Source organism: Treponema sp. C6A8 (assembly GCF_000619925.1).
GTDB lineage: Bacteria > Spirochaetota > Spirochaetia > Treponematales > Treponemataceae > Treponema_D.
Genome location: NZ_JHVB01000006.1, coordinates 124,167 through 149,788 on the forward strand (window position 1 = coordinate 124,167; position 25,622 = coordinate 149,788).

23 protein-coding genes are annotated in these 25,622 nt (G+C 41.9%); 17 read left to right on the plus strand and 6 right to left on the minus strand.

Annotated elements, in window-relative coordinates; all coding sequences use genetic code 11:
* Nucleotides 1-344: 344 nt before the first annotated feature.
* Nucleotides 345-2,411 (plus strand): GGDEF domain-containing protein, encoded by a 2,067-nt coding sequence (locus T530_RS0106530; RefSeq protein ID WP_027728318.1) that lies wholly within the window; start codon nt 345-347, stop codon nt 2,409-2,411.
* A 53-nt stretch (nt 2,412-2,464) separates the two neighbouring features.
* Here the strand turns inward: T530_RS0106530 and T530_RS14720 are convergent, their stop codons facing one another.
* Complete coding sequence (locus T530_RS14720) at nt 2,465-4,990, minus strand: hybrid sensor histidine kinase/response regulator (protein WP_051537869.1); 2,526 nt, start codon at nt 4,988-4,990, stop codon at nt 2,465-2,467.
* A 102-nt stretch (nt 4,991-5,092) separates the two neighbouring features.
* Here T530_RS14720 and T530_RS0106540 point away from each other — a divergent pair, with 102 nt between their 5' ends.
* Nucleotides 5,093-7,270, plus strand: a complete 2,178-nt coding sequence (locus T530_RS0106540) for a methyl-accepting chemotaxis protein (RefSeq protein WP_081773684.1) — start codon at nt 5,093-5,095, stop codon at nt 7,268-7,270.
* A gap of 56 nt (nt 7,271-7,326) precedes the next feature.
* Here T530_RS0106540 and T530_RS0106545 read toward each other — a convergent pair whose 3' ends face one another.
* From T530_RS0106545 to T530_RS0106560, 4 genes are read right to left on the minus strand one after another with little or no spacing between them, the layout of a single operon-like run.
* On the minus strand, nt 7,327-7,617 hold the full coding sequence (locus T530_RS0106545; protein ID WP_027728320.1) for a hypothetical protein: 291 nt from the start codon (nt 7,615-7,617) through the stop codon (nt 7,327-7,329).
* Nucleotides 7,618-7,635: 18 nt separating this feature from the next.
* Nucleotides 7,636-7,947 (minus strand): AzlD domain-containing protein, encoded by a 312-nt coding sequence (locus T530_RS0106550; RefSeq protein WP_027728321.1) that lies wholly within the window; start codon nt 7,945-7,947, stop codon nt 7,636-7,638.
* Nucleotides 7,940-8,653, minus strand: a complete 714-nt coding sequence (locus T530_RS0106555; protein WP_027728322.1) for an AzlC family ABC transporter permease — start codon at nt 8,651-8,653, stop codon at nt 7,940-7,942. The genes T530_RS0106550 and T530_RS0106555 overlap by 8 nt, the downstream gene beginning before the upstream one ends.
* 43 nt (nt 8,654-8,696) lie before the next feature.
* Entirely contained in the window at nt 8,697-10,061 is a 1,365-nt protein-coding gene (locus T530_RS0106560) for a DUF763 domain-containing protein (protein WP_027728323.1), read from the minus strand.
* Between the two features lie 46 nt (nt 10,062-10,107).
* Between T530_RS0106560 and T530_RS0106565 the strand changes: the two genes are divergently transcribed.
* Nucleotides 10,108-10,887 carry an RNA methyltransferase gene (locus tag T530_RS0106565; protein ID WP_027728324.1) on the plus strand — a complete coding sequence of 260 codons (780 nt, stop codon included), beginning with the start codon at nt 10,108-10,110 and terminating at the stop codon, nt 10,885-10,887.
* Between the two features lie 44 nt (nt 10,888-10,931).
* Nucleotides 10,932-11,630 carry a 4Fe-4S binding protein gene (locus T530_RS13760; protein WP_081773685.1) on the plus strand — a complete coding sequence of 233 codons (699 nt, stop codon included), beginning with the start codon at nt 10,932-10,934 and terminating at the stop codon, nt 11,628-11,630.
* Here the strand turns inward: T530_RS13760 and T530_RS0106575 are convergent.
* The gene (locus T530_RS0106575; protein WP_027728325.1) at nt 11,590-12,261 is read right to left on the minus strand and encodes a Crp/Fnr family transcriptional regulator; all 672 of its coding nucleotides are present in this window, start codon (nt 12,259-12,261) and stop codon (nt 11,590-11,592) included. The genes T530_RS13760 and T530_RS0106575 overlap by 41 nt on opposite strands.
* Nucleotides 12,262-12,515: 254 nt before the next feature.
* Between T530_RS0106575 and T530_RS0106580 the strand changes: the two genes are divergently transcribed.
* The 13 genes from T530_RS0106580 to T530_RS0106640 all read left to right on the plus strand — a co-directional run bounded on the left by T530_RS0106580 (nt 12,516) and on the right by T530_RS0106640 (nt 25,386).
* A complete protein-coding gene (locus T530_RS0106580; RefSeq protein WP_009107077.1) occupies nt 12,516-12,767 on the plus strand; it encodes an acyl carrier protein in 252 nt (83 codons plus the stop codon).
* Between the two features lie 89 nt (nt 12,768-12,856).
* Nucleotides 12,857-13,231, plus strand: coding sequence for a 3-hydroxymyristoyl-ACP dehydratase (locus T530_RS0106585; RefSeq protein ID WP_027728326.1), 375 nt, complete (start codon nt 12,857-12,859; stop codon nt 13,229-13,231).
* Nucleotide 13,232: 1 nt separating this feature from the next.
* Nucleotides 13,233-13,736 carry a 3-hydroxylacyl-ACP dehydratase gene (locus tag T530_RS0106590; RefSeq protein WP_027728327.1) on the plus strand — a complete coding sequence of 168 codons (504 nt, stop codon included), beginning with the start codon at nt 13,233-13,235 and terminating at the stop codon, nt 13,734-13,736.
* A 1-nt stretch (nt 13,737) separates the two neighbouring features.
* Entirely contained in the window at nt 13,738-14,364 is a 627-nt protein-coding gene (locus tag T530_RS0106595; protein WP_027728328.1) for a hypothetical protein, read from the plus strand.
* Between the two features lie 128 nt (nt 14,365-14,492).
* A complete protein-coding gene (gene fabG / locus T530_RS0106600; RefSeq protein WP_027728329.1) occupies nt 14,493-15,245 on the plus strand; it encodes a 3-oxoacyl-ACP reductase FabG in 753 nt (250 codons plus the stop codon).
* Nucleotides 15,246-15,397: 152 nt separating this feature from the next.
* Nucleotides 15,398-16,828: a GGDEF domain-containing protein gene (locus tag T530_RS14725; RefSeq protein ID WP_027728330.1), complete on the plus strand. Its 1,431-nt coding sequence runs from the start codon at nt 15,398-15,400 to the stop codon at nt 16,826-16,828.
* Between the two features lie 105 nt (nt 16,829-16,933).
* A complete protein-coding gene (locus T530_RS0106610; RefSeq protein ID WP_027728331.1) occupies nt 16,934-18,202 on the plus strand; it encodes a beta-ketoacyl-ACP synthase in 1,269 nt (422 codons plus the stop codon).
* A 114-nt stretch (nt 18,203-18,316) separates the two neighbouring features.
* Nucleotides 18,317-18,733: a hypothetical protein gene (locus T530_RS0106615; RefSeq protein WP_027728332.1), complete on the plus strand. Its 417-nt coding sequence runs from the start codon at nt 18,317-18,319 to the stop codon at nt 18,731-18,733.
* Nucleotides 18,734-19,027: 294 nt separating this feature from the next.
* Nucleotides 19,028-20,035: a LacI family DNA-binding transcriptional regulator gene (locus T530_RS0106620; protein ID WP_027728333.1), complete on the plus strand. Its 1,008-nt coding sequence runs from the start codon at nt 19,028-19,030 to the stop codon at nt 20,033-20,035.
* Between the two features lie 73 nt (nt 20,036-20,108).
* The gene (locus T530_RS0106625) at nt 20,109-21,398 is read left to right on the plus strand and encodes an ABC transporter substrate-binding protein (protein ID WP_027728334.1); all 1,290 of its coding nucleotides are present in this window, start codon (nt 20,109-20,111) and stop codon (nt 21,396-21,398) included.
* Between the two features lie 144 nt (nt 21,399-21,542).
* Nucleotides 21,543-22,607 (plus strand): carbohydrate ABC transporter permease, encoded by a 1,065-nt coding sequence (locus T530_RS0106630; protein ID WP_027728335.1) that lies wholly within the window; start codon nt 21,543-21,545, stop codon nt 22,605-22,607.
* Nucleotides 22,604-23,527, plus strand: coding sequence for a carbohydrate ABC transporter permease (locus T530_RS0106635; protein ID WP_156011566.1), 924 nt, complete (start codon nt 22,604-22,606; stop codon nt 23,525-23,527). Before T530_RS0106630 ends, T530_RS0106635 begins: the two co-directional genes overlap by 4 nt.
* A 56-nt stretch (nt 23,528-23,583) precedes the next feature.
* Nucleotides 23,584-25,386: an amylosucrase gene (locus T530_RS0106640; protein ID WP_027728337.1), complete on the plus strand. Its 1,803-nt coding sequence runs from the start codon at nt 23,584-23,586 to the stop codon at nt 25,384-25,386.
* The last annotated feature ends 236 nt before the right edge of the window (nt 25,387-25,622 follow it).

The window sequence follows — 25,622 nt, forward strand, 5'->3', positions numbered from 1 at the left end:
TGAAACATCATCTCTAGAAATTTATAACAATCGATAGTTAGTTAACTTTTTAATGAAAGATAGTTAGTAGAAATAAAACCAATATAAATAAATTATTTACATATGACTCCCGGTTACAGAGTATGGAACAAAACCGCGCGATATCGCGCTACACGCTGTTTGTGGTAAAGAAACTATAGATATGGTCGCTTTCGCGACCGCCACAACCAGAGTGTTTTTGCCCCACACTCTGTAACCTCGCGCCAGTTTAACTTCCTTAGTTTATAATGAGTTTTCATTGATGAGCACGGAATATATGAAAATAAAATTTCCTAAATATTGAATTCAGTTTTAGAATATTAGATATGAAGAAGATTTTTTCGACTTTAATTATTTCTATGAGTCTTTTCTGCCTGAATGCGAAAACTGTAAGGGTAGGGTATTTCAAGGACGGCGGAAGGGTAATGCAATACACTTCTGACACGGGAAAGAAATCCGGCTTTTCTTATGAATATCTTCAGACGCTTGGTTCTTATACGGACTGGGATTTTGAATATGTTTACGGCTACTGGGATGAACTTTACCAGAAACTTATTTCGGGAGAAATAGATATTCTTACAGATGTTTCTTATTCTGAGGCCCGCAGTAAGCTTTTCAGTTATTCGGAATTCCCGATGGCGCAGGAAAATTATTATTTGTACGTAAATAAGCATAATCCGGATGTAGTGGCAGAAAATCTTTCTTCATTAAACGGAAAAACTATTGCGCTGGGAAAAGGAACCTATCAGTACGGACTTTTGATGGAATGGCTTAAGCGCCACGACGTAAATCTTAATATTTCCCTTGTTCCTTTTGATAAAGTTAACGAAGAAGAGTTTAATAAGGGAAATTATGATTTGTTTCTGGCAATTGATTTAATTTCTAACTTTGACTGGGAACCGGTGGCAAAAATAGGATCTTCTGACATTTTCGTTGCTGTTTCTAAAGCCCGTCCTGATTTGCTTAAGGAATTGAACGAGGCTCAGACAACGCTTTATATTTCTAATCCTTATTACAACAATAATCTCTGGGGAAAATACTTTTCCAGCACATCTATTACAAAACGCCTTTCGCAGAATGAAATGGACTGGCTTTCTACAAAAACAAGTTTGAATGTAGGCTGTTTTACAAATGATTTTTTGTTTTCGCCTGAAAATCGCCTGAATGATAATTCCGGCGTCGTTAGCTTTATTTTGAACAGATTAAAAACTCAGTTTGGTTTATACGACCTTCCGATTAAATATTCTTATTACGAAGAGAAAGAAGATATTATAAATGCCCTCAAATCCGGGGAAATTGATATTGCTTTTCCTTTTTTGTATGACCTTTATTCTGCTGAAGAAAATAAAATCGCTCTTTCCATGCCATGTCTTTCTGCAAGTTTTTCATACGTTTATATCCAGGGAATGTCTTACGAAAAGTTTATCAAGAAGGTTGGAGTATTAAGAGGCAAGCGAGCTGCTGAATATTTTGAAAATACAGAAACTTCCCGGCTTTCAGAAATTCACTATTACGACAGAATGGATGAGTGTCTGCATGCTCTTCTTACTGGGGAAATCTACAGCGTTGTTGTGAACACCAGCGCCGCTTCATCATTTTTATTCGGCCGGGAAAAATATCGCAGCCTGACAATGGTAAATATGGATTCTTCTGCTGACCTCTGCTTTGCTTCGGATAATAACAATAAAGCCGTCATTCCCTTAGTGAATAAGTTGATTTCCATAATTAATAAAAATGATTTGAATGCCGAACTTATCAAATATTCGATTGCGGATAAGAGTTATTCCTTTTATGACTTCTGGGATGATTATTCTGTATTTATCATCACCGGCATTCTTCTTCTGATAATTCTGATTGTAGCTCTTGTGGCTGCACTTAAATACATTCAGGTTTTGATGAACTTCGACAGCGTAACCCACCTTTTAACGCGGCACAGTCTTAAGACTCACATTAAGGAATTCATGAATCAGGCTGTTGAAGAAAATCAAATTTTTTCTGTTATCATTTTTGATCTGGATGATTTCAAGCAGATTAATGAAGGCTTTGGCCATGATGTTGGTGATGAGGTTTTGCGCATTACATCGGAAATTATTCAGAAGGGAGTTTCTGCAAAAGACAAGGTTTTCAGATGGGGCGGCGGAGAATTCCTGGTTCTGCTTCAGGCTGATAAAAAAACTTCAGAGGCTGCTGCAAATCGAATACGCGAAAATATTGCCGGTCAGGTTTTTGTAGATAATGGTAAAAAATTCAAAGTTACTATTAGCGGCGGTTTAAGTTTCTATCAGCCGGGAATTGAATATACAGAAATGCTGATTGATGCGGAAGCAAATCTCTATGAAGGAAAGATGAAAGGAAAGAATGTGATTGTCTGCTCAGAAGGCGGTCTGAAGTAATTAATCTATACAGGTGTATTGGAAACTTCTTGCAGACAAAATTGATTAAAATCTTAGTTAAAGAACTGCGAAATTGTTTCAAAAAGAATTTCGCGGTGAATTGGTTTTGAAAGATGAGCGTTCATTCCGCTTTCCAAAGCTCGTTTTTTATCTTCTTCAAAAGCGTTGGCAGTCATGGCAATAATAGGAAGATTTGCCAGCTTTTTGTTCTTCATTTTTCTAATCAGGCGTGTTGCTTCATAGCCGTCCATATAAGGCATCTGAACATCCATAAGGATAAAGTCGTAAGGTTCGTTTTCTGATTTCTGAACCTGTGAAACTGCTACAGCTCCGTTTACAGCTTCTTCTACAATCAGGCCTTCATCTTCCAGAATGTCGCGGGCAATTTCCCGGTTGAGTTCATTATCTTCAACCAGAAGAACGCGTTTGTTTTTAAGGTTGATTTTAGACTTCTTCTTGGCCGGTTCTTTGGTCTGCTTAATCTGCTGCTGATTTTGGATTTTAAAATTAAAGAGGAAAGTTACTTTTGTTCCTTTTCCAAGTTCACTTTCGATTTTTACTTTTCCACCCATCAGGTCAACAAGATTTTTTACAATTGCCATTCCAAGACCTGTTCCCTGAATTCCTGTATCAGTCATGTTGCGTTCACGGGAGAACATTTCAAAAATATGCGAAATGAATTCTTTTTTCATTCCGATACCTGTGTCTTCGATTATGAATTCATAGGCTGCAGTTTCTTCTTTTTTACTTTTAAGCTCTGAGATTGTAATATGAATTTTTCCGCCGGCTTTTGTGTATTTGAGCGAGTTTCCAACGATATTCAAAAATATCTGGCTGAGGCGGAATTCATCAGCAATAACAAATTCATTTGCTAAATCCTTGAAAGTAACGTCCAGGTCAAGTTGATTCATCTGGGCATTAACTGATTCCATCTCAACAATTTTATTAATTGTTTCACGGATGTTGATTGGCTTTTCATCAAGCGTGATTTTTCCGTTTTCGATTCGGGCCATATCAAGAACGTCGTTAATCAGTTTAAGAAGGTGCTCACTGCTCATCTTAACTTTTTCAAGGCAGTCATGAACCTTTTGCGGATTATCAAGATATTTTTCTGCCATTGAAGAATAACCGATGATGGCGTTCATTGGCGTTCGGATATCGTGAGACATATTAAAGAGGAAAGTTGATTTTGCCTTGTTTGCTGCTTCGGCTTTCAGTTTTGCCTCTTCAAGTTCCTGTTTCTGCGACATTTCCTGGCGGCGTTGTTTATCAATGTTTCGATAGCCCAGCACGACGTTGAGCTCGCGTTTGTATCTTGTATCGCGAACCATTTTTAACTGATACCAGGTTTCTCCAACTTCCGGCAGGTTGATTTTAAAATCATAATAATAGAAAGGATTTGCAGCCAGAGTTGATTTGATTTTTGATGCCGAAAGCATTTCCAGGATTTTTTCCTGATTTTCCGGGTCGATTTTTGTCAGACAGATATGGCGTAAAATATCCATAAACTTTGGAATCGAGACAAACAAATCTGATGAAATCGGCTGCATTCGGCGGTAGAAATCACTGGTTCGATATTCAAATACGCGGTCTTTATCAAATTCAATGTAGAAGATGCTTGTGTAGTCATCTGACATTGTGTTGATAACGGCGTTAAGCTGAAGGTTAAGTTCTGTCTGCCGCTGAATTCTTTCTACCTGTTCCAGGTTCTTTTTGTTTTCTTCATCAATATTATGAATTCCCAGAATGAAGGTATTTCGGGTATCCCAGTCATTAGTTTTTACTAATTTAATCTGATAATGCGAATTGGACTCGTTATTATTCTGCAGCCTGTAATTGATTGTGAACATATCCTTTGAGTAGAACTCGCGGTAAACATTTTTTTTGTTCAGGGCAAGAAGGGTAGTTTCAAAATCATCTTTTACTATATTGGATGCAAAATATTTGCAGAAAACAGAATAGATAACTACGTCGTTTATTTTTTTATTTCGGTTCTGAAATTCTGGAGTTAATCGGATTTGAGAAATCGTGTCATTTTTAAGGTCTGCATAAAACACGGCTTCAAAATCTGATGAAAGAGACTGGATGATAGATTTATTGAATTTGAAATCTGCATCTTTGATTGCTCTGTCTGGAATAGGCATGAGCATTGTGAACATGAGCAGATCATCAGAATTATCAGATTTTGTAAGATAGGAAACCTGGCGCACATTGCTGAAGCTTCCGTCTATAAGCTGGGTATTATAGATAAAATCAATTTTGGTATGGCCTGCTTCAAACTGCTCTTTCAGATATTCAATATTGTTGAATTTTCGATAAAGAACAGAATTTGATAAAAGCATGGTATCTGCCCACCATTTATGAAAGGAAGTAAAAGAAAATGGCGGTTTCAAATCCTGAAAGGTCGTAAGGGTTTTTGTTTCACCCTGATCGAAATAAACTATATCACCAATGAATTTATCTTTTGAAATATTCGCGCAGTAATTTTCCAGAGACCAGGCTTTTAAAGCTTTTCCAAGCAGATTTAGGTTTATAGAATTCAGAGAAAATACGTTAGTGAAGTCTTCAAGTGTATCCATATTAATTATTTTTATAATTTAAAGAAAACTATATTAACTGACGAAAAAATTTATAATAGTATTTCTATATACTAAGTATAAAATATAATTAATAAACATGAAATGAAAAAATTAGGAGTTCGTAAAAATATGTCAGATTCTGATGAAAATGTTACAAACGAAAAGAAAACTAAAAAACAAAAGAAAGTAAAAGAGGCAAAAGGAAAATCTAAAGGGCATCTTTTTGTCAAAATTACTCTCATAATTGGTATTACAACTATTTTGCTGAATGTTCTGGAAACAATAGGCTTAATAGAAGGATATGTACGTCCTGCTTTGCGTCATTCAACTGTTGACCGCTATGAGGAAGTTACTAAAGAATATGCTGACGGAATCAGACATACTATCGATCAGTATCTTGCTTATTTGTCTTATTACACAGAGGCTGACGTAATTGAAACTGAAGACGGTGAGCAGATTGTTGAATGGATGCGTGACCATATTGATCATCGTCCTGAAGTTTTTGACTATATCGGTTACAGTGATTCAAGCGCTGTTTTTTATTCTGATAAGGGAAGCCAGGTAGGAATCAGGGACCGTGATTACTGGCAGGCTATCATGCAGATGGGTAAGGAAGTTTACATTGATGACCCTACTACATCTAAATCAACCGGCCAGACAATTGTTCATGTTTGTAAGGCTGCAAAGGCAAACGGCCACACAGTCGGATTTTTCTGCGGTGTAATTCAGGTTGATAATATTACAAAGCTTCTTGAAGATATTGCTCTTGAGGATTTAGGTGCCGCTGTACTCCGCGCAGGAAATGGTTCACGAATCAATGTTCTGGGCGAAGATTATATTATGGATGCCTTTAATGAAAGCCCTCAGAGTGAAGAAGTAACAGAACAGATTGTAAGCGATACTTTCATCGGAATCAGCGATTCAGTTTGGGTTAAATCTGAGCTTGGAGAAGTTCTCTGCGTTTACACTCCGATTGCAAAAACAAAGTGGTCACTTTCAGTTATGCTTGACGGAAGAAAGGTTACAGCCCTGGCTCACAACGTAGCAAAAATTATGATTGTCTGCGCTGTAGTTCTGGTTATTCTTGTACTCATAATTGCTTCACTGACAGTTTATAAGGCTCTTAAGCCTCTTAAGAAGGTAGAAGACGCTATTCTTGAAATTGCTACAGGTAATGCTGATTTGACTAAACGAATTAATTTGAAGCTTAATAATGAAGTTGGCCGCGTAGTTGAAGGATTTAATCTTTTCAGTCAGAAGCTTCAGGAAATCATTTCTACTATGAAGGCTTCTAAGGATGAGCTTGTTTATGCGGGTGAAACTTTGCAGTCTAGCATTAATGATACAGCTTCATCGGTAACAGAAATCACTGCAAATATTGAAAGCATCGGTACAAGTATTGCTACTCAGACTGGCAGCGTTAACGAAACTGCAGGCGCCGTAAATCAGATTGCTTCGAATATTGATTCATTGAACAAGATGATTGAATCTCAGTCTTCTTCGGTTGTACAGGCTAGTGCGGCTGTTGAGCAGATGATTGGAAACATCAATTCGGTTAATAATTCAGTTCAGAGAATGGCACAGGAATTCTCTACTCTTCAATCGCGCGCTATCGTTGGTGTTCAGAAGCAGGATGATGTAAACAATAAGATTGAGATGATTGAATCTGAATCTAAGGCTTTGCAGGACGCAAACACTGTAATTTCTGATATTGCAGAGCAGACAAATCTTCTTGCAATGAATGCGGCAATCGAGGCAGCGCATGCCGGCGAAGCTGGTAAGGGCTTCAGTGTTGTTGCAGACGAAATCAGAAAGCTTAGTGAAACATCATCTGCTCAGTCTAAGACAATCGGTGACCAGCTCACTAAGATTACACACGGAATTGAAGAGATTGTAAGTTCTTCTCAGGATGCTAAGAAGGCTTTGAGCGAGATTTCTATTGGAATTAAGAATACTGATAATCTTGTTCAGGAAATTTCTAATTCTATGCAGGAACAGGAAGAAGGTTCTAAGCAGATCAGCGAAGCTTTGCACAATATGAATGACAGCAGTTCTGAAGTAAAAACAGCTTCTCTTGAAATGGCTGAAGGAAATAAGGCAATTCTCAGCGAAATCAAGCACCTGCAGGATGCAACATACAGCATGAAACAGGGCATGGACGAAATGTCAGAAGGTGCTAAGCACATCAATATGACAAGCGCCAACCTTTCCGATATTTCAGGAAAAATGGAAGCTTCTATTAGGTCTATGGGCGACCAGGTTGATCAGTTTAAGGTTTAATAAAACATACGGTTAAATAGAAAGTGCCTGATTTTAAGTCAGGCACTTTTTTTATGCTAGTTGAATAGTGCGTTGAAGGCGTCGCGGGCTTTCTGGGCTTTGTCAGCGGGTGTGCCTCCTGCCAAGCCCGAGCTAGTGCCTGTTACTGCGGGCTTAAAAAAATCGCAGAAGTTTGAGCGTTCTTTATCGCGCACGGGTTCTTCTATAGTTTCATGACAGTCGTAGTGGCTGCCTGGGGCATAAAATTTGCAGTTGATACAGGAATGTAAGTCTGCGCCGCAGTTTTGGCAGGTTGAATCTCTATAGATTGTGCCTTCCGGCATTGGTTTTCCACATTTTTTACACATATAAATATGTTACATCTCTTATATGAATAACTCAATCACAAAAACGACAGCGCAGCAGACGCAGGCTACTGGGAATAGACCGGCACCGAAGAGGGAAAGAATAATTCCGATGGCGAGGGCGGCGATTCCTGCAACTGGGGATTGGGTTGCCTGAACAATGGCCGGGAAGGTCATGATTGCCAGGGTGACGTAGGGAACGTAATACAAAAAGGAGCGGATAAAACGGTTTTTGATTGGCTTTCGGATAAGAGTGAGCGGTAAAACTCGGATTATATAGGAAACTGCGGCGGCGGTGAAAACTGCTAGGGCGATGTAAAGGTTTTTATTCATTTTCTATCTCCTGTGGAAGCGGTTTTAAGATTGCGCAGATTGCGGAAATCAGGATTGTGAGGATGATTGTTCTTGTACCCCCTGACAATTCCTTAACGAGCGGGAGAAGTGTACAAACGTAACTTGCGGCAAAGCTTACTGTAACTGCAACGGCGATTGTGAGGCTGCGTTTTGCCGGCGGAATGATGATTGCAAGGAACATTCCATAAAGTGCTACCGAAAGTGCGCTTACAACGCGGGCTGGAAGGAAGTTTCCTGCGATTATTCCAAGGGAAGTTCCGATGCTCCAAAGAGGCACGGCAACGGCGATGGCACCGTAATTGTAGAAAGGCTCCAGCTGACCCCGGCGGCCAAAAGAGATTCCGAAAATTTCGTCAGTAACACCAAAGCCTACAAAAAGGCGTTGGACTAATCCTGCGTCCGGAGAAAACTTCTGGCTTAATGAGCAGCTCATAAGCAGGTAGCGGGCGTTTACTACCAGAGTGATAATTGCGATTTCGACAAAGGTTGCGGCTGACTGAATTGAGGTGAAAAGTGCGTACTCACCGGCAGAGGCAACGCAGAAAAAGCTTGCAAAAAATCCCTGAATGGCGTTGAGACCTGCGTTTCTTGCAACGATTCCGAGTGAAAATGATACGGCAAAATATCCGAGCCCGATTGGAATTCCGTCCCGGAAGCCTTCTAGAAAAACAGTTTTGTGTTTCATAGGTACTCAAAAATATAACTTTACTGAGGTTTGAGCAACCACTCTAAACAGTTTTGCCGTCCCAGTCATTAGAATGTTCGTGTTCGTACGCGATGGCGGCATCAAAGTCTACCTGAGGCGCGCAGTGTTGTTCTATATTAAGCGCGGTCTGATGAAGGCGACGGATGCAGTCTGATTTTTCGCGGTAGCCGAGTTTTGATTTTTCTATGCTGTCTCGAAGAATTCTGATTGATTCATCATAGATTTTAAGGGGAACCGGGAATGGATGGCCGTCTTTTCCGCCGTGGGCAAAACTGAAGCGTGCCGGGTCGGTAAATCGCGAAGGTGTTCCGTAGATGACTTCGCTTACAAGGGTGAGCGACTGCAGGGTACGAGGACCGAGTCCTGGTGTAAGCAGCAGGGATTCAAAATCCTGTGGTTGATTTTCATAGGCTGTGGCAAGAACACCGCCAAGGCGTTTGAGGTCTATGTCTTCTGCGCGGACTTCATGGTGGGCAGGCATCACAAGTGAACGGCCGGTAGTCTGAATCTGGATGTGATCTGGAATTTCAGAAGAGAGCGGAGGGAGACCTTCAAAAAGTTCAGGCTGAGCCGGGGGCGTTGCGGGGGTGTCCCCCGCACAGGGGGTAGCGGAAGACAGCTTGCTGGCTGTAGCGAGGGGGGAACTTCCCCCATTCTGCATAATTATCATCTGCGACGGCTCTTTTCCAATCTGCTGGATTTCTTTGATGATGCGGTCGGGATTTTCCTGCGAAAGTTCCAGGATTGACGAGCGGGTGCCCTGGGCGGCGGGATCAGTAAGATTTAGAATCTGGCCGCGGTTTTCGCCAACGACGCCGGTGTGAGGATTTTCGACAAAAGAGTGGAGGTCGGCGGAGCACCAGTGATAGCGGCGGGCTGTTTTTGAGGCCGGATTCATGCCCTGCTGAACGACGGTCCAGTTGCCGTTGCGGGTCAAAATAAAATTGTGCTGGTAGAGCTGGAAGCCGTCCTGAAGGGCATTGTTGTCTACCTTTGCGACAAGTTTGCTGTTTCGGACAAGGGAGTCGCCGTTGAGGCCTTCGCGCTCGGAAATGCCAAGAAGCTCGTCGGGAGTCATTCGAGAATATTTTCCGCGGCCGCCGCAAACGTAAATGCCAAGCTCTTTTGCCCGTGGATTGAGTCCGCGTTTGAGAGCATAGAGAACGCTGGTCGTAATTCCTGAGCTGTGCCAGTCCATTCCCATAACGGCGCCAAAGGACTGAAACCAGAGGGGGTCGGAAAGGCGCACGAGAACCTCGTCAGGACCGTAATTCTGCACCAGGGATTCCACAATCAGCGTGCCCATGACCATCATTCGGTCGGCAAGCCAGCGCGGAACGGTTCCCGTATGAAGAGGCAGATCAGCATGTCCGGAATTACGAATCATAGGAAGAATATAGCATAAAACTGCTATTAAGTGCATAATGTTCAGCATGAAGAACAAGAAAAACAACGAACTTGCGGTGTGCGGGTTTGCGACGGTAAAAAAGCTGGAGAAAAATCATCCGGAGAAGATAAAGAGACTTTTTTTTACGGAAGAGGTTGCGCCCAAGTTTGGCGGACTTTGTAAGAAGCTGGCACAGAATCATGGGATTTATAATCAGAAGCCGGCAGCGGATCTGGAAAAACTGAGCGGAACTGTGCACCATCAGGGTGTTGTTGCGATGATTGATATGCCGGATATTCAACCGCTTGATTCGGATATTACGGACAGCTGGGTTAGTAACGGCGAAAATGCGGTTCTTCTGGATAGAATAGGGAACGCGGCTAATTTTGGCGCTATTGTGCGCAGTGCGGCTTTTTTTGGAATCAGAAATATCATTATTCCGCTTGATGAGGCGCAGTCTTCCATTACCACAAGCAGTTATCGTGTGGCGGAAGGCGGCATGGAATATGTTAATATTTATTCGGTGCGGTCGTCGGCTCGGCTTTTGGAGGCTCTTGCGGGCAAAATGGTTCGCGTGGGTACCGATTTGAAGGCACGAAAGCAGGTGAGCGAGCTAAAAAAGATTTCTGACGGTGGTAAAAAGCCGGTTCTACTGGTGCTTGGAAACGAGGAGCACGGAATCAGTGACACTGTGCGTTCAAACTGCGATGAACTTGTGATTATCCCATGGGGCGGCATGAAAGACGGCGTTAAGGAAAGCCTTGTAGACAGCCTGAACGTGGCACAAGCATCGAGCGTTTTGTTTTACGAACTTATGAATGTGTGATTTTGTCACATACATATTTCTCCTGCCCGCGTAAAATGGGCAGTATGAAAGCAATTTTTAGTTTTTGGAAGAAGTATTCGTTTATTGTTTTGCTGGCAATGATTATCGCCAGCCTTTTTGATTTTCGATTTGCGCTTGCGGCAATTTTCTGCATGGTAAGCCCGATTTTCCTTTCATTTTTTGCAGGCCGCTTCTGGTGTGGAAATCTCTGTCCGCGGGGAAATTTTTTTGACCGCGTGATGAAAAGATTTGCCGCAAAACGCCCTGTGCCCCGTCTTTTTAAGAGCATCCCCTTCCGCGTTGCAGTTTTCGCCTTTATGATGACTATGTTTGCCCTGGGAATCAGGAAAAACTGGGGAAATCTGGCGGGAATTGGTTTTGTATTTTACCGCATGATAGTCATTACAACTCTTGTCGGAATCGTTTTCAGCTTTATCTGGAATGAGCGTACATGGTGTTCCTTCTGTCCGATGGGAAGCGTTGCCGCTATGATTTCTCACTTCAGAAAGCACCCGAACCCTATTACTGTTACCGAAAAATGTATTTCATGCGGAAAATGCGCCCGCGCCTGCCCCATGCAGCTGCACCCTGCCAGGTTCAAGGGCGGTATTGTAAAAGAAAGCGACTGTTTGCGATGCGGTGTATGTGCCGACGCATGTCCAAAAAGTGCAATTTATATGCTAAAACAGAGCAAGAATTACGCTACTTTAGAGCCAGCTCCTGAAGCAAGGAAGGCTTTGTAATTCTGATTTGACCGCGGCCAACTTCAAGAATTCCGCGGTCTTTTAATGAGGAAAGCGTGCGGGAAACAACTTCGCGCGCAGTCCCCAGTTTTTTGGCCAGGGCGTCCTGGGTTATTAGGATTGCCGTCGGGGATGGTTCCCTTTTCCCCAGCCTCAAAAGCATCTTGGCAAGCCGCTTTTCCACCGGCACAAAAAGCAGTTCTTCCACAGCCTGCATTACATTTGCAAAGCGGGCAGTCATCGTTTTATAGGCAAAAAGTTCAACATGAATATTCTGCTCGCGAAGTTTTTCCACAGTTGATGATGGAATTATAATGACCCGGGAAGTTTTTTCTGCCGTCATCTGAACGTGAAAGGCCTTAGGCAAAAAAATACAGCTGGCAGACAAAATGCAGGTTTCCCCGACATTCAGTTCAAAAAGTTCAGCTTCACGGCCATCCTCACTGACCATGCTGGCGCCAATCAATCCGTCTTTTACGATTATAAAGCCCTGGCAGGAACCGCCGCCGGTGGAAATGATATTCCCCGCATCTAAGGTTTTTTCCTGGGCAGATTGCAAAATTAAATCTATTTGCTGAGGGGTTAGCTCTTCGAAAAAAGGAATTAAGGCTTTTATGTCGGATGAAGTCATAAGGAAATTATATCTTATATTTGGGAGTTTTGAAAAAACAATTTTAAGAGCCGCAACGCCCGAGAACTGCAGGGCGGCTTGCCGGCCACCGGAACGAAGTGAGGAGGCTGAGCGTCAGCGAACCCGGAAGTGCGAGTAGGCTGGGAGACTTGCGCCATATTGTACGCTAGACTTTTTTCGTGATTTTAAATAAAATATTATCTAAATATAGAACATGGCTCGCTCTGACCGGCGAGCCTCCACAGGAGTTATAAATGTCTAAAGACGAAATTTTTGACAAACTCAAGAACATTCTTGTAAACGAATTTGAATTGGATGAGGGAGATGTTACTCCAGACGCACTTCTTGGTGATGATCTTGACTTGGATTCTATTGACTCAATTGACTTGATTGTAAAAATGAAGGAATTTATGCCTGCTGATAAAGGAAATGTTGATCCTTCAATTTTCAAATCAGTTAAGACAGTTCAGGATGTAGTTGACGCTCTTGTTCCTTATATGAACTAAGCGCGGGACAGAAACTGCATTTTTAGCAAAACCGGATGTATAGATATGCAGCCGGTTTTTTCTTTTTTAAGGATATTAAGGAATTAGTAATGAATAATCAGCATGATATCGTGAATGAAAAGATTGTTTTGCAGGAAGATAATAAAATCGTTCTGGAATTTGTGATTCCGGCTTCCTGTGATTTTTTTGACGGACATTTTCCTCAGTACAAGCTGCTTCCGGCTGTAGCTCAGTTTGAAATTATCACCCGTTTTTCTAAGAAGTATTTTAAGACTCAGCGTTATGTACCAACTATTAAACGCATGAAGTTTTCGGCTCCTATTAAGCCGGATACTTTGATTAAGCTGGAAATGACTTATAAGAAGGAAAAGGGCCTGGTTTCTTTTACTATGGGCGATGCTAGGGTGGAAGGAAAGGTTTATTCGTCTGGAAGTTTTAATGCTTTGAATGAGGTGGAGGCATAATATGGCAGAAAAAGTAAAAATTATTCCGCAGTTTTTGGATCATGATGAACTGGAAGTTATGCTGCCTCACCGTGGTAAAATGTTTCTTTTGAGCCGTTCTACTGCTCACGATACTGATAATCACACTTTGACAGCTGAAACTGATATTACTCCGGACTGCATTTTCTATGAAGCTGATGCTGACGGCGTTCCTAGCTGGGCTGGTTTTGAGTTCCTGGCTCAGGGTATTTCTGCATTGACTGGTATTACAAATACTGAAAAAGGCAGAACTCCGCTTCCTGGATTTATTCTTTCTGTAATGGAGTTTAAGGCTGACGTTGATTACTTTAAGAACGGCACAACTGTTCAGATGAAGGTAAGCGAAGATTTTCGTGATGAAGAAAATCATGTTTACAGATACATCTGTGAGCTTTTTACAGAAGTTGATGCCGCTGAGCCTAAGGTGACAGCGAAGATTTCGGTTATGGAAACTGAGGACGCTGAGGCGTTGTTCGGTTCTAACTAAAATGATTTATTCGGAATTTGATTTAAAAAATATTCCACGAATTGTTGATTTAGTTGAGACAATGTGGGCGCCGCCAGAGGCTGAAAAAAGCTTTAGGCGCCTTTATGCTGAATTTGTTGTGCAAAGCAACATCAGCGAGTATGAATATTCCATTCAGGGGCTGAAAGAAAAAGCAAAGGTTGCAGAGGAAAATCCTTTTGCAGCTGCGGCTTTTGCCACAAAAAAACATTTTGATTCAGAAAAAAAGCAGCTTGATAAATGGTTTAATGAGGCCACCTGCAATGGAAAAAATCTGACGGAAGAGCAGAAGTATTCTTTTAAACTTTCACGTACATTTTTAGATTTAATGGATTCCAGAGTTTATGAGCTTATGGAAAAAGATGATATAAAGCTTGCTCTTTTTGTAAGCCTAAAAAAAGGCTGCGGGAATCCTCTTTTAGAGCGGTTTAAGGCAGATCTGGCTGGTCAGGGTTTTAAAAACATGTATTTGTGGACTGACTGCGAGTGTAATTATGACTGGTATTTTAAGCATGGTTTTGAACTTGTTGAAAAAGCGGTTTATGAGCCTTTTTCCAGTCCGCAGGAGCCTTATTACACTTTTGTTTTCAGGCAAAACCTTGTAAAATAAAAAGGGTTAGGGATTGTAGGGGCAGCGGAGCTGTTGGTAAGCAGCTTGCTGCGTGCAATGTAGCGATAGCGGAACCCCGAAAAGCCCGACCCGAGCGAAGCGAGGGGAACCTGCAAGGAGTGAATAAAATGGAAAATGTTAATGCAGACAAAAAAGTTCTGGTAACTGGTGCGAGCGGCGGAATTGGTCGCGCGATTGCTGTTGAGGCTGCTAAGGCCGGATATTATGTAATCTGTCACTATAACGGAAGCAAGGGAAAGGCTGAGGAAACTTTGGCTCAGATTCAGGCTGCCGGTGGACAGGGCGAACTTATTCAGTTTGATGTTTCAAACCGCGATGACTGCAAGGCTAAACTTGATGATTTGACTGCGCGCCACGGAATTTTGTGGGGTGTTGTAAATAATGCGGGAATTACCCGTGATAATACTTTTGCTGCTTTGAGCGGTGAAGACTGGGATAAGGTTATTCACACAAACCTGGACAGTTTCTACAACGTATTGAATCCGCTGATTTTGCCTATGGCAAGCCGCAAAAACAAACGCGGAGGAAGAATTATCACTATTTCTTCTGTAAGTGGTGTGAACGGAAACCGCGGTCAGACAAACTATTCTGCTGCAAAGGCCGGAATTATCGGTGCAACAAAAGCGTTGGCTGTTGAGCTTGCCCGTCGCGCAATCACTTGTAACGTAATTGCCCCTGGTGTAATAGAAACTGAAATGACTAAGGCAATTGACCCTGATGTTTACCAGATGATTATGGGAACTATCCCAATGAACCGCGCCGGAAAGCCGGAAGAAATTGCCAGTGCCGCTGTATTCCTTCTCAGCGAAGGTGCAGGATATATTACACGTCAGACATTAGTTATTGATGGCGGTATGTGATGATAATAGCAGAAGCGTTAAAAAATGAGCTGCGACAGCGGGTCATTTTAGCTTCTACATGAAAATCATCTCGCTGGCCGACTATGCGGCCAGCGTTTTTTATTTTAAAATAAAAAAATAGCGTTATTTCAAATCTAAGCTATAATTAACGCATGGAAACTGTAATAAAATCCAGTCCTCTGAAGAAAAGCATTACCGCCAGATGTATTTTTTTCGTCATCATTCTGGGGGCAATAATTACTTTTGTAAATTATGAAGCTTTTCAGCGTAATATGAATGCGAGGAACCAGATTTACCTTACTGAAATCCTGAAATTTGCTGAACAGAATATTGATACCAACGACCTTGCAGAATGTAAGCGCACCTTAAAAACATCAGATAAATTCAATGATTTGCAGAATAATCTCAGAAACATCCTGATTAATTATAATATTGATAATATTTATATCATTGATCCGCTGAATGTTGATTCCACAAAAAATGCCCTCTGCATTATAAACGGAATTTCCAAAAGCAAGCCGCGTGATAATCACGATAAAATCTATTATCTTGGCGATGTTTTTTACTCTTCTTTTTCGCCGGATTTGATGAAGGAACTTATCTGGTCAAAAAAGCATCCTCAGGGAATTGAATTTTATAACGAAAGCGATTCTGCTAAATACGGCAATTATTATACCGCCTACACGCCCCTTATTAGCTCTGACCAGGAAGTTTTAGGATTTTTATGCGCTGACATGTCTATCAGTGACATCAAGAATTCGATTGCCAATCACACAAGACTTGTTTTGATTTTGATTATCATCTGCGGTTTTGTTTTCTGTTATTCCTTCATCACCTGGGGACAGGTTTATATTGTTGAGCCGATTGAAAAACTGGAAAAAAGCGTATCTGAATTTGCAAAAATCAGCCATAATCAGGCAAATCCGAGCGAATTGATTTACAATGAGCCGGACATTCAGACAAATAATGAAGTTGAATTCCTTTCACGAGCCGTTACAAAGATGACTTCCGACATCAAAGCTTATGCCGAAAATCTGATTGCTGCAGAGCATAAAGTTACCGACCTTAAGGAAAACGTTACAAAACTCAACGTTCTTGCCCATCAGGATTCGCTGACTCACGTTAAAAATAAGACTGCCTATGATAAATATGTAGAAATTCTGAATGCAAAAATTAAGGGTGAAACGGCCCGCTTTGCAATCGTCATGATAGATTTGAACCACCTTAAACTGATTAACGACACCTACGGCCACGAACGCGGCAACGATTATATTACTGGTTCCTGCAGCATAATCTGTGATATTTACCAGCATTCGCCGGTTTTCCGAATTGGTGGTGATGAATTTGTTGCTGTTCTTGAACGCCGCGATTATGCTGAACGTGATAAGCTTTTCAAGAATCTTACCGATTTGTTAGGAAATGAAAGCCTTTATGAAGGAAAAGAGCCCTGGCTGAAATACTCCGCTGCTGCCGGACTTGCAGTTTTTAATCCTGACACAGACAAATCCGCAGATGACGTCTTCAAAAAAGCTGATAAGATTATGTATGACAACAAAATTGCCATGCACGGCGGACGGAATTAGTCTAAAAATCGAAAAATCTTGAAAATATCTCTTTCCGTTGCATTTTATAGTAAATTTGTGTAAATTTGGGATATTAAATAGAAAATCTTTTTAGAAGGAATAGATATGAATTTTACAAAACCTAATGGAAAGCGCCGTGTTGTTATTACTGGCGGCAGTATGATTTCTGGTCTTGGCCGTGATTGGGAAACAGCTTATGCAAACCTTAAAGCTGGAAAGAATAAAATCAGATATATGCCGGAATGGGAACGCTTTACAAAGATGAATACCCGTCTGGCTTGTCCTTATGACGGAGAATTGCCTACATTCCCACGTAAAAAGATTCGCGGTATGGGACGTGTTGCACTTCTTTCTCTTGTAACTACAAGTGAAGCTTTGAAGGATGCCGGACTTTTGACTGAAGACGGGGAAGACGTAATTGAAGAATTGAAAAACGGACGCACTGGTATTGCCTACGGAACCTGTATGGGAAGTATGGATGCTATTGGTGACCTTGCAGAAATGATGAGAACTGGTGATTCATCACATTTGAACAGCCAGACTTACATCAAGGCTATGCCTCAGACTAACGCATGTAACCTTTCGGTTTACTATCAGATTCGCGGTCGTGTTATCGTAACTGATACTGCCTGTACTTCTGGTTCACAGTCAATCGGTTATGCTTACGAAGCTATTGAAGACGGTCGCCAGGACATTATGATTGCTGGTGGTGCAGAAGAGCTTTCAGCTCCTGATGCTGCAATTTTTGATACTCTGGGTGCAACTTCGGTAATGAATAAAACTCCTGAACAGACTCCAAAATGCTGGGATAAGGATCGTGATGGTCTTGTAATTGGTGAAGGTTCTGGTACTTTGATTCTGGAAGATCTTGAGCACGCTGTAAAACGTGGTGCTAAAATCTATGCTGAAATTGCCGGCTTTGGTACAAACATGGACGGAACTCACATCACTAGCCCTAATGCTGAAACTCAGGCTTATGCTTTGCAGATGGCTTTGGATGATGCTGGAATTACAGCTGATCAGATTGCATATGTAAATGCTCACGGAACTGGTACTCACCACGGTGATATTTCTGAAAGCCAGGCTGTTTATAAGGTTTTCCAGCGTGATGTTCCAATCAGTTCTACAAAATCTTATATCGGTCATATTCTTGGTGCATGCGGTGCGGTTGAAGCATGGCTTACAATTCACATGATGAACGAAGGCTGGTTCCATCCTAACTGCAACCTTGTAAACGTAGATCCTGAATGTGCGCCATTGAATTACATTACCGGCGACGGTTTGAAAGCTGATGCTGAATACGTAATGAGCAATAACTTCGCTTTTGGAGGTGTTAATACCTCTTTAGTATTTAAAAAGTGGCATAATGAATAGGATAAAATAAGTAAACTAATACTTAGGAAGAAGCGTGGGACTTTTAGTTCCGCGCTTTTTTATTTCTTGACGATTGCTTTTAATTTTTAGTAAGTTATTTATAAGGAGTTCGCTATGGCAAATGTTCAGGTTTCGGAAGCAATTAATCTTACTAACCAGATTTTGGGATATGTTGAACAGGCGGAGCGTTCTCTTTCAAGCGCGCGGAACTGGGGCTTTTTTGACGTTTTGGGCGGCGGTTTTATAACTGATTTGATTAAGCATTCAAAACTCAACCGGGCGAGAAGTGCTATGGACGATGTAAATTACCTTATGCAGCGTCTTCAGCAGGTTTTGGGTAGCATTCAGATGCCGGCGGATTACCGCATGGAGATTGGAAATTTTGCAACTTTTGCGGATTTCTTCTTTGACGGTGTTTTTGCTGACGTTTACATGGTGAGTAAAATCATGCAGAGCCTGGACGAGGTTAGAAGGCTGAAAGGCAAACTTTACGAATTAAAGGCGAAACTTGAAGGTTTACGAATTGAATAGAAAAAAGGCGTCCTTGGGAAGGGCGCCTTAAATATTTAACGGGGCACTACGCCCGAGAATTGAGCAGCGCGAAGCGGTTACCGCCTAGGGGGCGGGAACTGACCGTCAGGGAACTGCGAAATGCGAGCAGGTAGCTTGGCTGGCGACAAATTTTTCTAAAAACAAAAATTTCTGAAAAAATTTTCACAAATTCTTCAAAATAAATTTGACAAAAAAAGAAATCGAGTTAAAATGAAATTAATAACATGAAAGCGGTTTCAGAAACAGCTTTCTGAAACTTTTAGGAGTTTTAACTTGATAGCTACGGGACAGGTGACAATTTATGATGTTGCAAAAAAAGCGGGTGTCAGCCCTGCGACAGTTAGTCGTGTCCTGAACTCGCCGGAACTGGTTGGCGAAAAGAAACGTCAGCAGGTTCTTGAGGTTATCAAAGAGCTGAACTTTGTTCCTAAGGCCGATGCGGTTATCAATGCGCGAAAAACTTACAAAAAAATTGCCGTAATTGCACCATTTTTTACTCAGCCTTCATTTATGCAGCGTCTCCGCGGTGTTACTGAGGTTCTTGCCCCAGAGCACTATGAGCTTGTGATTTATTCTATCAGCACAACTGAAGATTTGAACAACTACGTTACCAGCCTGGTGGTTCAGAAACGTGTGGACGGACTGATTTTGTTCTGCGTAAAGATTAGCGAAGAAATGCAGGAGTTTTTGAAATCGGCTTCTTTCCCGGTTTGCTTTGTTGAAAACGTTTATGACGATTTTGACTGCATCGTGATTGATAACAAGAAGGGCGGAAAGACTGCGGCTGAATATTTTTACAATCTGGGCTGCCGAAATCCTGGTTTTATTGGCGAAAGTTCATATCTTGATTATTCGGTGCCGGCAACTGAAGACCGATTTGAGGGTTATAAGAAATTCTTTGCTCAGAAGGGCATTGATATAAAACCTCAGAATGTCTGGCTTGGTGATTTTACTGAGGATAAGCTTGATGTGGGAATTAACGCATTCTTAAATCAGGCTGAAGATTTGGACTGTGTTTTCTGTTCCAGTGATTTGATTGCTACCCGTTTTTACTATCTGGCGCGTCAGAAGGGAATTAAATGCCCGGATAAAATTAAAATCCTTGGTTTTGATGACATTGATATTTCGCAGTATGTGGGCTTGAGCTCGATTGACCAGCATCTGGAAGAATCGGGAAGGCAGGCGGCTCAGCAGATTTTGGAGCGCATTTCAAATCCGGAGAAGTCGGCTATTTCGATAAAATTGCCTTTGCACGTGGTGGAAAGGAATACAACTTGTTAGTGAATGAACAGAGGAAGGCTGTTCTTTACATATTTTATTAAAGTTTATCCGCAAGATTTTAGGAGGTCGGATTATGAAAAAATTAGCCCTAGCAGGTTTATGTGGCGCTGCTTTGCTGGCATCTTTTATGGGATGTTCTAAGAAAGCAGGTTCAAGTGGAAAAGCAGCTGACAAGACTATTCTTGTTTTTGGTGCTTTCCGTGGTGAGGAACAGGCTCGCTTTGAAGAAATTGTAAAACTCTTCAATCAGAAACATCCTGAGTTCAACGTAGTTTATGAAGGAAGCCCTGAGTTCGAAACACAGATTCAGGTTCAGGCAGAAGCTGGTACTCCACCTGATATCGCTGCTTTGCCACAGCCAGGTATGATGAAGAACTTTGCTGCAAAAGGTTATATCAAACCGCTCGGAACAAACGTACTTAAGGCAATTGAAAAGAATTATGCTCCAGTTTGGAAGGACCTTGGTTCTGCTGAAGACGGAAAAACATACGGTGTATTCCATCGTGTAAATGCCAAGAGTTTCGTATGGTACAACAAGCCATATTGGGAATCAAAAGGATATACAGTTCCAAATAACTGGCCAGAGCTCAAGGCTTTGATGGAAAAGATGGTTGCTAATGGTGATACTCCTTGGACAATCGGTTTTGAATCTGGTGCTGCTTCTGGTTGGCCTGGAACAGACTGGCTTGAAAACATGATGCTCCGCACTGCTGGTCCTGATGTTTACGACAAATGGGTAAATCACGAAATTGCATTCAATGACCCAGCTGTAAAGAAGGCATTGGATACTTGTGGTGAAATCTGGCTCAACAACAAATATGTTTACGGTGGATCAACAAACATCCTTACAAGCAACTATGGTGATTCTGTAAAACCTATCTATGAAAACCCTCCAAAAGCTATGATGAACATGCAGGGTAACTTCATTACTGGATTTATGCAGGAAGATGTTCAGGCTGATCTTGAAAACCGCGTTGGATTGTTCGCTCTTCCAGCTGTTGATTCAAAATGGGGAACACCAGTTCTTGGTGGTGGTGACCAGTTCGTTAAATTCAGCGACAAAGCTGGTGTAGATGAATTCCTTGAATTCCTTACAACTTGGGAAGCTTGTGCTCCTTGGGCAAGAATTGGTGGTGCTTTGTTCCCACACAAAACACAGAACTTTGATGACTATGGTAACAGCCTTGAACGCGAAATCGCTAAGATTTTGGTTAATGCTACTGTATTCCGCTTCGATGCTTCTGACTTGATGCCAGCTGAAGTTGGTGCAGGTACTTTCTGGACAGGCATGGTTAACTACGTAAGTGGCGCTGAAAACTCTGCTACATGTCTTAAGAACATTGAAGAAAGCTGGCCAAACTAAGTGGCGGGCGTAAGGTGGTCTGGTGATACGTCAGGCTGCCTTATAAAAACTCTAATAACGCATCCCTGCCTTTCTTAAAACAGTATGGCAGGGATTTTTTTCAAAAAATGCTCGCAGTGCGCGGGTTTATTTTAGTGAGGTAGTATGACAGATAAATCTGGAATTACAAAAACCATTGGCGTTGTATGCTGCACTGCGCTCGTTATGCTGGGCGGATTTTTTGCCTTACGTGCCAATGTTTTAAATCAGCTCCTGACAACTTTTGTTGCTGTTATCTGGGGCGTTGCCAGTGTTGGACTCTTGTTTTATTCTCTGAACCTTATTGCTCAGAATTTTAATACAAAGATTTATAACAAGATTGTTCCTTATATTTTTATTGGACCTGCTGTTCTGATTATGGCATGGTATCTTCTTATTCCAACTGTACGATCCCTTGGACTCAGTTTTATGGATAAGAAATCAGAGCATTTTGTATGGTTTGACAACTACAAATATCTTTTTACTGATAAAACAATGCTTACTTCTATCAGAAATACTGTAATCTGGCTCTTCTTCGGAACCGGCTTTAGTGTTCTTGTAGGCTTGATTACTGCAATCCTTGCTGAAAGAAGTTATATCGAAAAAACTGCTAAAACTTTCATCTTCCTGCCAATGGCTATTTCAATGGTAGGTGCTGGCGTAATCTTTAAGTTTATGTACGCTTTCCGCCCGGTTGGAAGTGAGCAGATTGGTCTTTTGAACTCAATTGTTGTTACCTTGGGAGGACAGCCGCAGAACTGGTTGGGTAAAGCTCCCTGGAACAGCTTATTCCTTATTGTAATCTTCGTATGGCTTCAGACAGGTTTTGCCCTTGTTGTTCTTTCTGCCGCTTTGAAGGCCGTTCCAGAAGATATGATTGAAGCTGCCCGAATTGACGGAGCAGGCGAATTCAGAATCCTTGTTCAGATTATTATTCCTAATATCCGTTCATCACTTATCAGTGTTTCTACAACAATTTTCCTTGCAGCCCTTAAGTGTTTTGATATTGTATTCTCTATGACAAACGGTTTGTACGGAACAGAAGTTCTTGCTTCTCAGCAGTACAAACAGATGTTCAAATTCCTGCATTATGGACGTGGTTCGGCTATTGCTATTTTGATTTTGATTGCCGTTAGCCCTGTAATTTACTATAACCTCAAGGAATTCAAAGATAAGGAGGTATTCAAATGATGAAGGATAAAGAAACTAGAGTTTCATTAAATGGAATTATAATTACAGCAGTTTTAGTTTTGATTTGTCTGATGTGGACAATTCCTACAATTGGTATTTTCATTACATCTTTCAGAACTGCTGATGCTACAAACTCAACCGGCTGGTGGAAGGCTTTTTCTACTTTGAAGAATTTTACAATGGATAACTATAACCAGGTTCTTCTTGGTCAGCGTTACAGCGTAGGAAATGCTGCTGGCGGTACTAGCGCAATCCGCGGTGCTACAATGCTCAGCGCTTTCCTTTCTTCAATTACAGTTACTGTTCCGGCAGTTATCATCCCGATTTTTATTGCCGCTGCCGCTGCTTACGGTTTTGCATGGCTTAACTTCAAGGGACGCGGAATTTTACTCGCAATGATTATCGCTTTGCTGGTTGTTCCTCTTCAGATTTCTTTGATTCCAATTTTGCGTGACTACAACAAAATCGGATTGAACGGTTCTTACCTGGGTATCTGGCTGGCACATGCGGGTTTTGGTCTTCCTTTGGCTACCTACATGATGTTCAACTATATTTCCAGCCTGCCCCGCTCAATTCTTGAATCAGCATTTATTGACGGTGCAAGCCACTTTACAACTTTTGTTCGCCTGATTTTGCCACTTTCTGTGCCAGCAATTGCATCATTCGCTATCTTCCAGTTCATCTGGGTTTGGAATGATATGCTTGTTGCCCTGGTATTCCTTTCTGGTGCCCGTGGCGGCGCTGGTCAGACTCTGGAAGTTGTAACCGTACGTTTGATGAACATGGCCGGAACACGAGGAACAGACTGGCATCTTCTTACTGCCGGTGCCTTCGTTTCTTTGATTTTGCCTCTTTGTGTATTCTTAGGATTGCAGAAATTCTTCGTACGCGGACTTTTGGCTGGATCAGTTAAGGGTTAATTAAATGTCATTATCGGGCTTGACCCGATAATCTATGACAATTTATGGGATTATTTATGTATAACACTCAACTTGAAAATAATATGGCAAACCTTACAGAGCTGCTTTTTACTCTGTACGGTAAGCGATGGGATTTTTACCAGATTATTGACCGTCTGGAAAAAATCATGTCAGAAGCGAATAAAGCAAGAGATAAGTCTCTCTTAAAGCTTGATAAAGAAGCTGCTGAAGGGAAAGATTTCTGGTATCAGAGCGAAAAAACAGTAGGCATGATGCTTTATGTTGATTTGTTTGCCGGAAACTTACGCGCGCTTGTAGAAAAAATTCCGTATTTTGAAGAGCTGGGTGTTAATTACGTTCATCTTATGCCGCTTTTTGACTGTCCGAAGGGCGAAAACGATGGCGGTTATGCCATCTCTTCTTATCGCAAGGTTCAGCCACGCCTGGGAACTATTGAAGATTTGAAATTCGTAGCGGACGAATTCCATAAAAAAGGAATCCGTCTGGTGCTGGATTTTGTCTTCAATCATACAAGCGATGAGCATGAATGGGCGCTTAAGGCTAAAAAGGGTGAAGAAAAGTACATGAATTATTATTACATGTACAAGGACAAGGCTGAGGTTGACGACTGGAACCGCAATTTACGCGAGATTTTCCCGACCGTGCGCCGAGGCTCTTTTACTTACTTGGAAAAACAGGATATCTGGGTGTGGACGACCTTCAATTCCTTCCAGTGGGATTTGAACTACTCTAACCCGGAAGTATTTTTGGCAATGTGCGAGGAAATGCTTGCAATTGCTAACCTTGGTGTGGATGTTCTTCGTCTGGACGCTCTTGCTTTCGTATGGAAGGAAAAGGGCACTGTTTGCGAAAGCCTTCCAAAGGCCCATACGCTGATTAAGGCATTTCAGTATGTAGCTCGCATTGCCTGTCCTTCACTTGTTTTCAAGAGTGAGGCGATTGTTCATCCTGACCAGGTTGTACAGTATATTCACAAGGACGAATGTGCCATCAGCTATAACCCTCTTCAGATGGCGCTTTTGTGGTCAACGGTTGCTACCCGCGATACACGTTTATTAAATCTTTCTCTTAAAAAACGCTGGTATATTCCGGGCGATTGTTCATGGGTAAATTATATCCGCTGCCATGATGATATCGGCTGGACTTTCAGTGATGAAGATGCATCCAGCCTTGGAATTAACGGATTTACTCACCGCCAGTTCTTAAACCGATTTTTCACAGGCCGCTTTGACGGAACTTTTGCATCTGGTGAGCCTTTCCAGCTGAATCCTACAACTGGCGACTGCCGTATCTGCGGAACAATGGCCAGTCTTGCAGGTCTTGAGCAGGCTGAAAAGCTTAAAAATGAACTTCTGGAAAAGATGGCTGTAGCCCGTCTTCAGATGATGTATGCGGTTGTTTTTGCCCTTCCTGGTATTCCGCTTTTGTATGCGAATGATGAAAAGGCAGTCTTCAACGATTATTCTTACCGCGACCGGGCCGAACAGAAGGATGATTCCCGCTGGGTTCACAGAATTAAAACCGACTGGAAGGAGAAGCTTCTGCCTGCTCAGAAGGAAGTTAATGACTTCTTGAAGAAAGTGATTAAACTTCGTAAGCAGGAAAAAATGCTGGGCGGTACAGAAATCTTCTTTTACGACGTACAGGATCCTGCAGTTTTTGCTTTCAGACGCGGAACAATTCACGTTGTTGCAAACTTCAGTGAGCGACCGGCAAGTGCAAAAATTGATGCCTGGTCAAAAGAAAGCAAGGATTTGCTTACAGGAAAAATTTACGAAAACTATTTTTCGCAGGAACTTGGACCTTACGAGGTTCGCTGGCTGAGCGAGGTTCTGTAGGTAATACAATGGAAGGCAGCTGGCCGGCAAGTTCGATGGACGCTGTCTTTAGTTAATTGAAATAGTAAATAACAAGAAGAAATATACAGAAAAAATGCGGAGCGCGGGTTCGTGATTTGTGTAGCTTTTTGCGCGATGCATGGCATACAACGCGGAACTGTGCCTACAGAGCAAGCGTAGCTTGCGTCGAGCGCAAAGCCGCGGAACAAATTACGGTTCCCTGCGGAATCATTTTT

Coding starts and splice junctions, on each gene's coding strand:
- T530_RS0106530 (WP_027728318.1), top strand. CDS start 345: ATGAAGAAGATTTTTTCGACTTTAATTATTTCTATGAGTCTTTTCTGC.
- T530_RS14720 (WP_051537869.1), bottom strand. CDS start 4,990: ATGGATACACTTGAAGACTTCACTAACGTATTTTCTCTGAATTCTATA.
- T530_RS0106540 (WP_081773684.1), top strand. CDS start 5,093: ATGAAAAAATTAGGAGTTCGTAAAAATATGTCAGATTCTGATGAAAAT.
- T530_RS0106545 (WP_027728320.1), bottom strand. CDS start 7,617: ATGTGTAAAAAATGTGGAAAACCAATGCCGGAAGGCACAATCTATAGA.
- T530_RS0106550 (WP_027728321.1), bottom strand. CDS start 7,947: ATGAATAAAAACCTTTACATCGCCCTAGCAGTTTTCACCGCCGCCGCA.
- T530_RS0106555 (WP_027728322.1), bottom strand. CDS start 8,653: ATGAAACACAAAACTGTTTTTCTAGAAGGCTTCCGGGACGGAATTCCA.
- T530_RS0106560 (WP_027728323.1), bottom strand. CDS start 10,061: ATGATTCGTAATTCCGGACATGCTGATCTGCCTCTTCATACGGGAACC.
- T530_RS0106565 (WP_027728324.1), top strand. CDS start 10,108: ATGAAGAACAAGAAAAACAACGAACTTGCGGTGTGCGGGTTTGCGACG.
- T530_RS13760 (WP_081773685.1), top strand. CDS start 10,932: ATGAAAGCAATTTTTAGTTTTTGGAAGAAGTATTCGTTTATTGTTTTG.
- T530_RS0106575 (WP_027728325.1), bottom strand. CDS start 12,261: ATGACTTCATCCGACATAAAAGCCTTAATTCCTTTTTTCGAAGAGCTA.
- T530_RS0106580 (WP_009107077.1), top strand. CDS start 12,516: ATGTCTAAAGACGAAATTTTTGACAAACTCAAGAACATTCTTGTAAAC.
- T530_RS0106585 (WP_027728326.1), top strand. CDS start 12,857: ATGAATAATCAGCATGATATCGTGAATGAAAAGATTGTTTTGCAGGAA.
- T530_RS0106590 (WP_027728327.1), top strand. CDS start 13,233: ATGGCAGAAAAAGTAAAAATTATTCCGCAGTTTTTGGATCATGATGAA.
- T530_RS0106595 (WP_027728328.1), top strand. CDS start 13,738: ATGATTTATTCGGAATTTGATTTAAAAAATATTCCACGAATTGTTGAT.
- fabG (WP_027728329.1), top strand. CDS start 14,493: ATGGAAAATGTTAATGCAGACAAAAAAGTTCTGGTAACTGGTGCGAGC.
- T530_RS14725 (WP_027728330.1), top strand. CDS start 15,398: ATGGAAACTGTAATAAAATCCAGTCCTCTGAAGAAAAGCATTACCGCC.
- T530_RS0106610 (WP_027728331.1), top strand. CDS start 16,934: ATGAATTTTACAAAACCTAATGGAAAGCGCCGTGTTGTTATTACTGGC.
- T530_RS0106615 (WP_027728332.1), top strand. CDS start 18,317: ATGGCAAATGTTCAGGTTTCGGAAGCAATTAATCTTACTAACCAGATT.
- T530_RS0106625 (WP_027728334.1), top strand. CDS start 20,109: ATGAAAAAATTAGCCCTAGCAGGTTTATGTGGCGCTGCTTTGCTGGCA.
- T530_RS0106630 (WP_027728335.1), top strand. CDS start 21,543: ATGACAGATAAATCTGGAATTACAAAAACCATTGGCGTTGTATGCTGC.
- T530_RS0106635 (WP_156011566.1), top strand. CDS start 22,604: ATGATGAAGGATAAAGAAACTAGAGTTTCATTAAATGGAATTATAATT.
- T530_RS0106640 (WP_027728337.1), top strand. CDS start 23,584: ATGTATAACACTCAACTTGAAAATAATATGGCAAACCTTACAGAGCTG.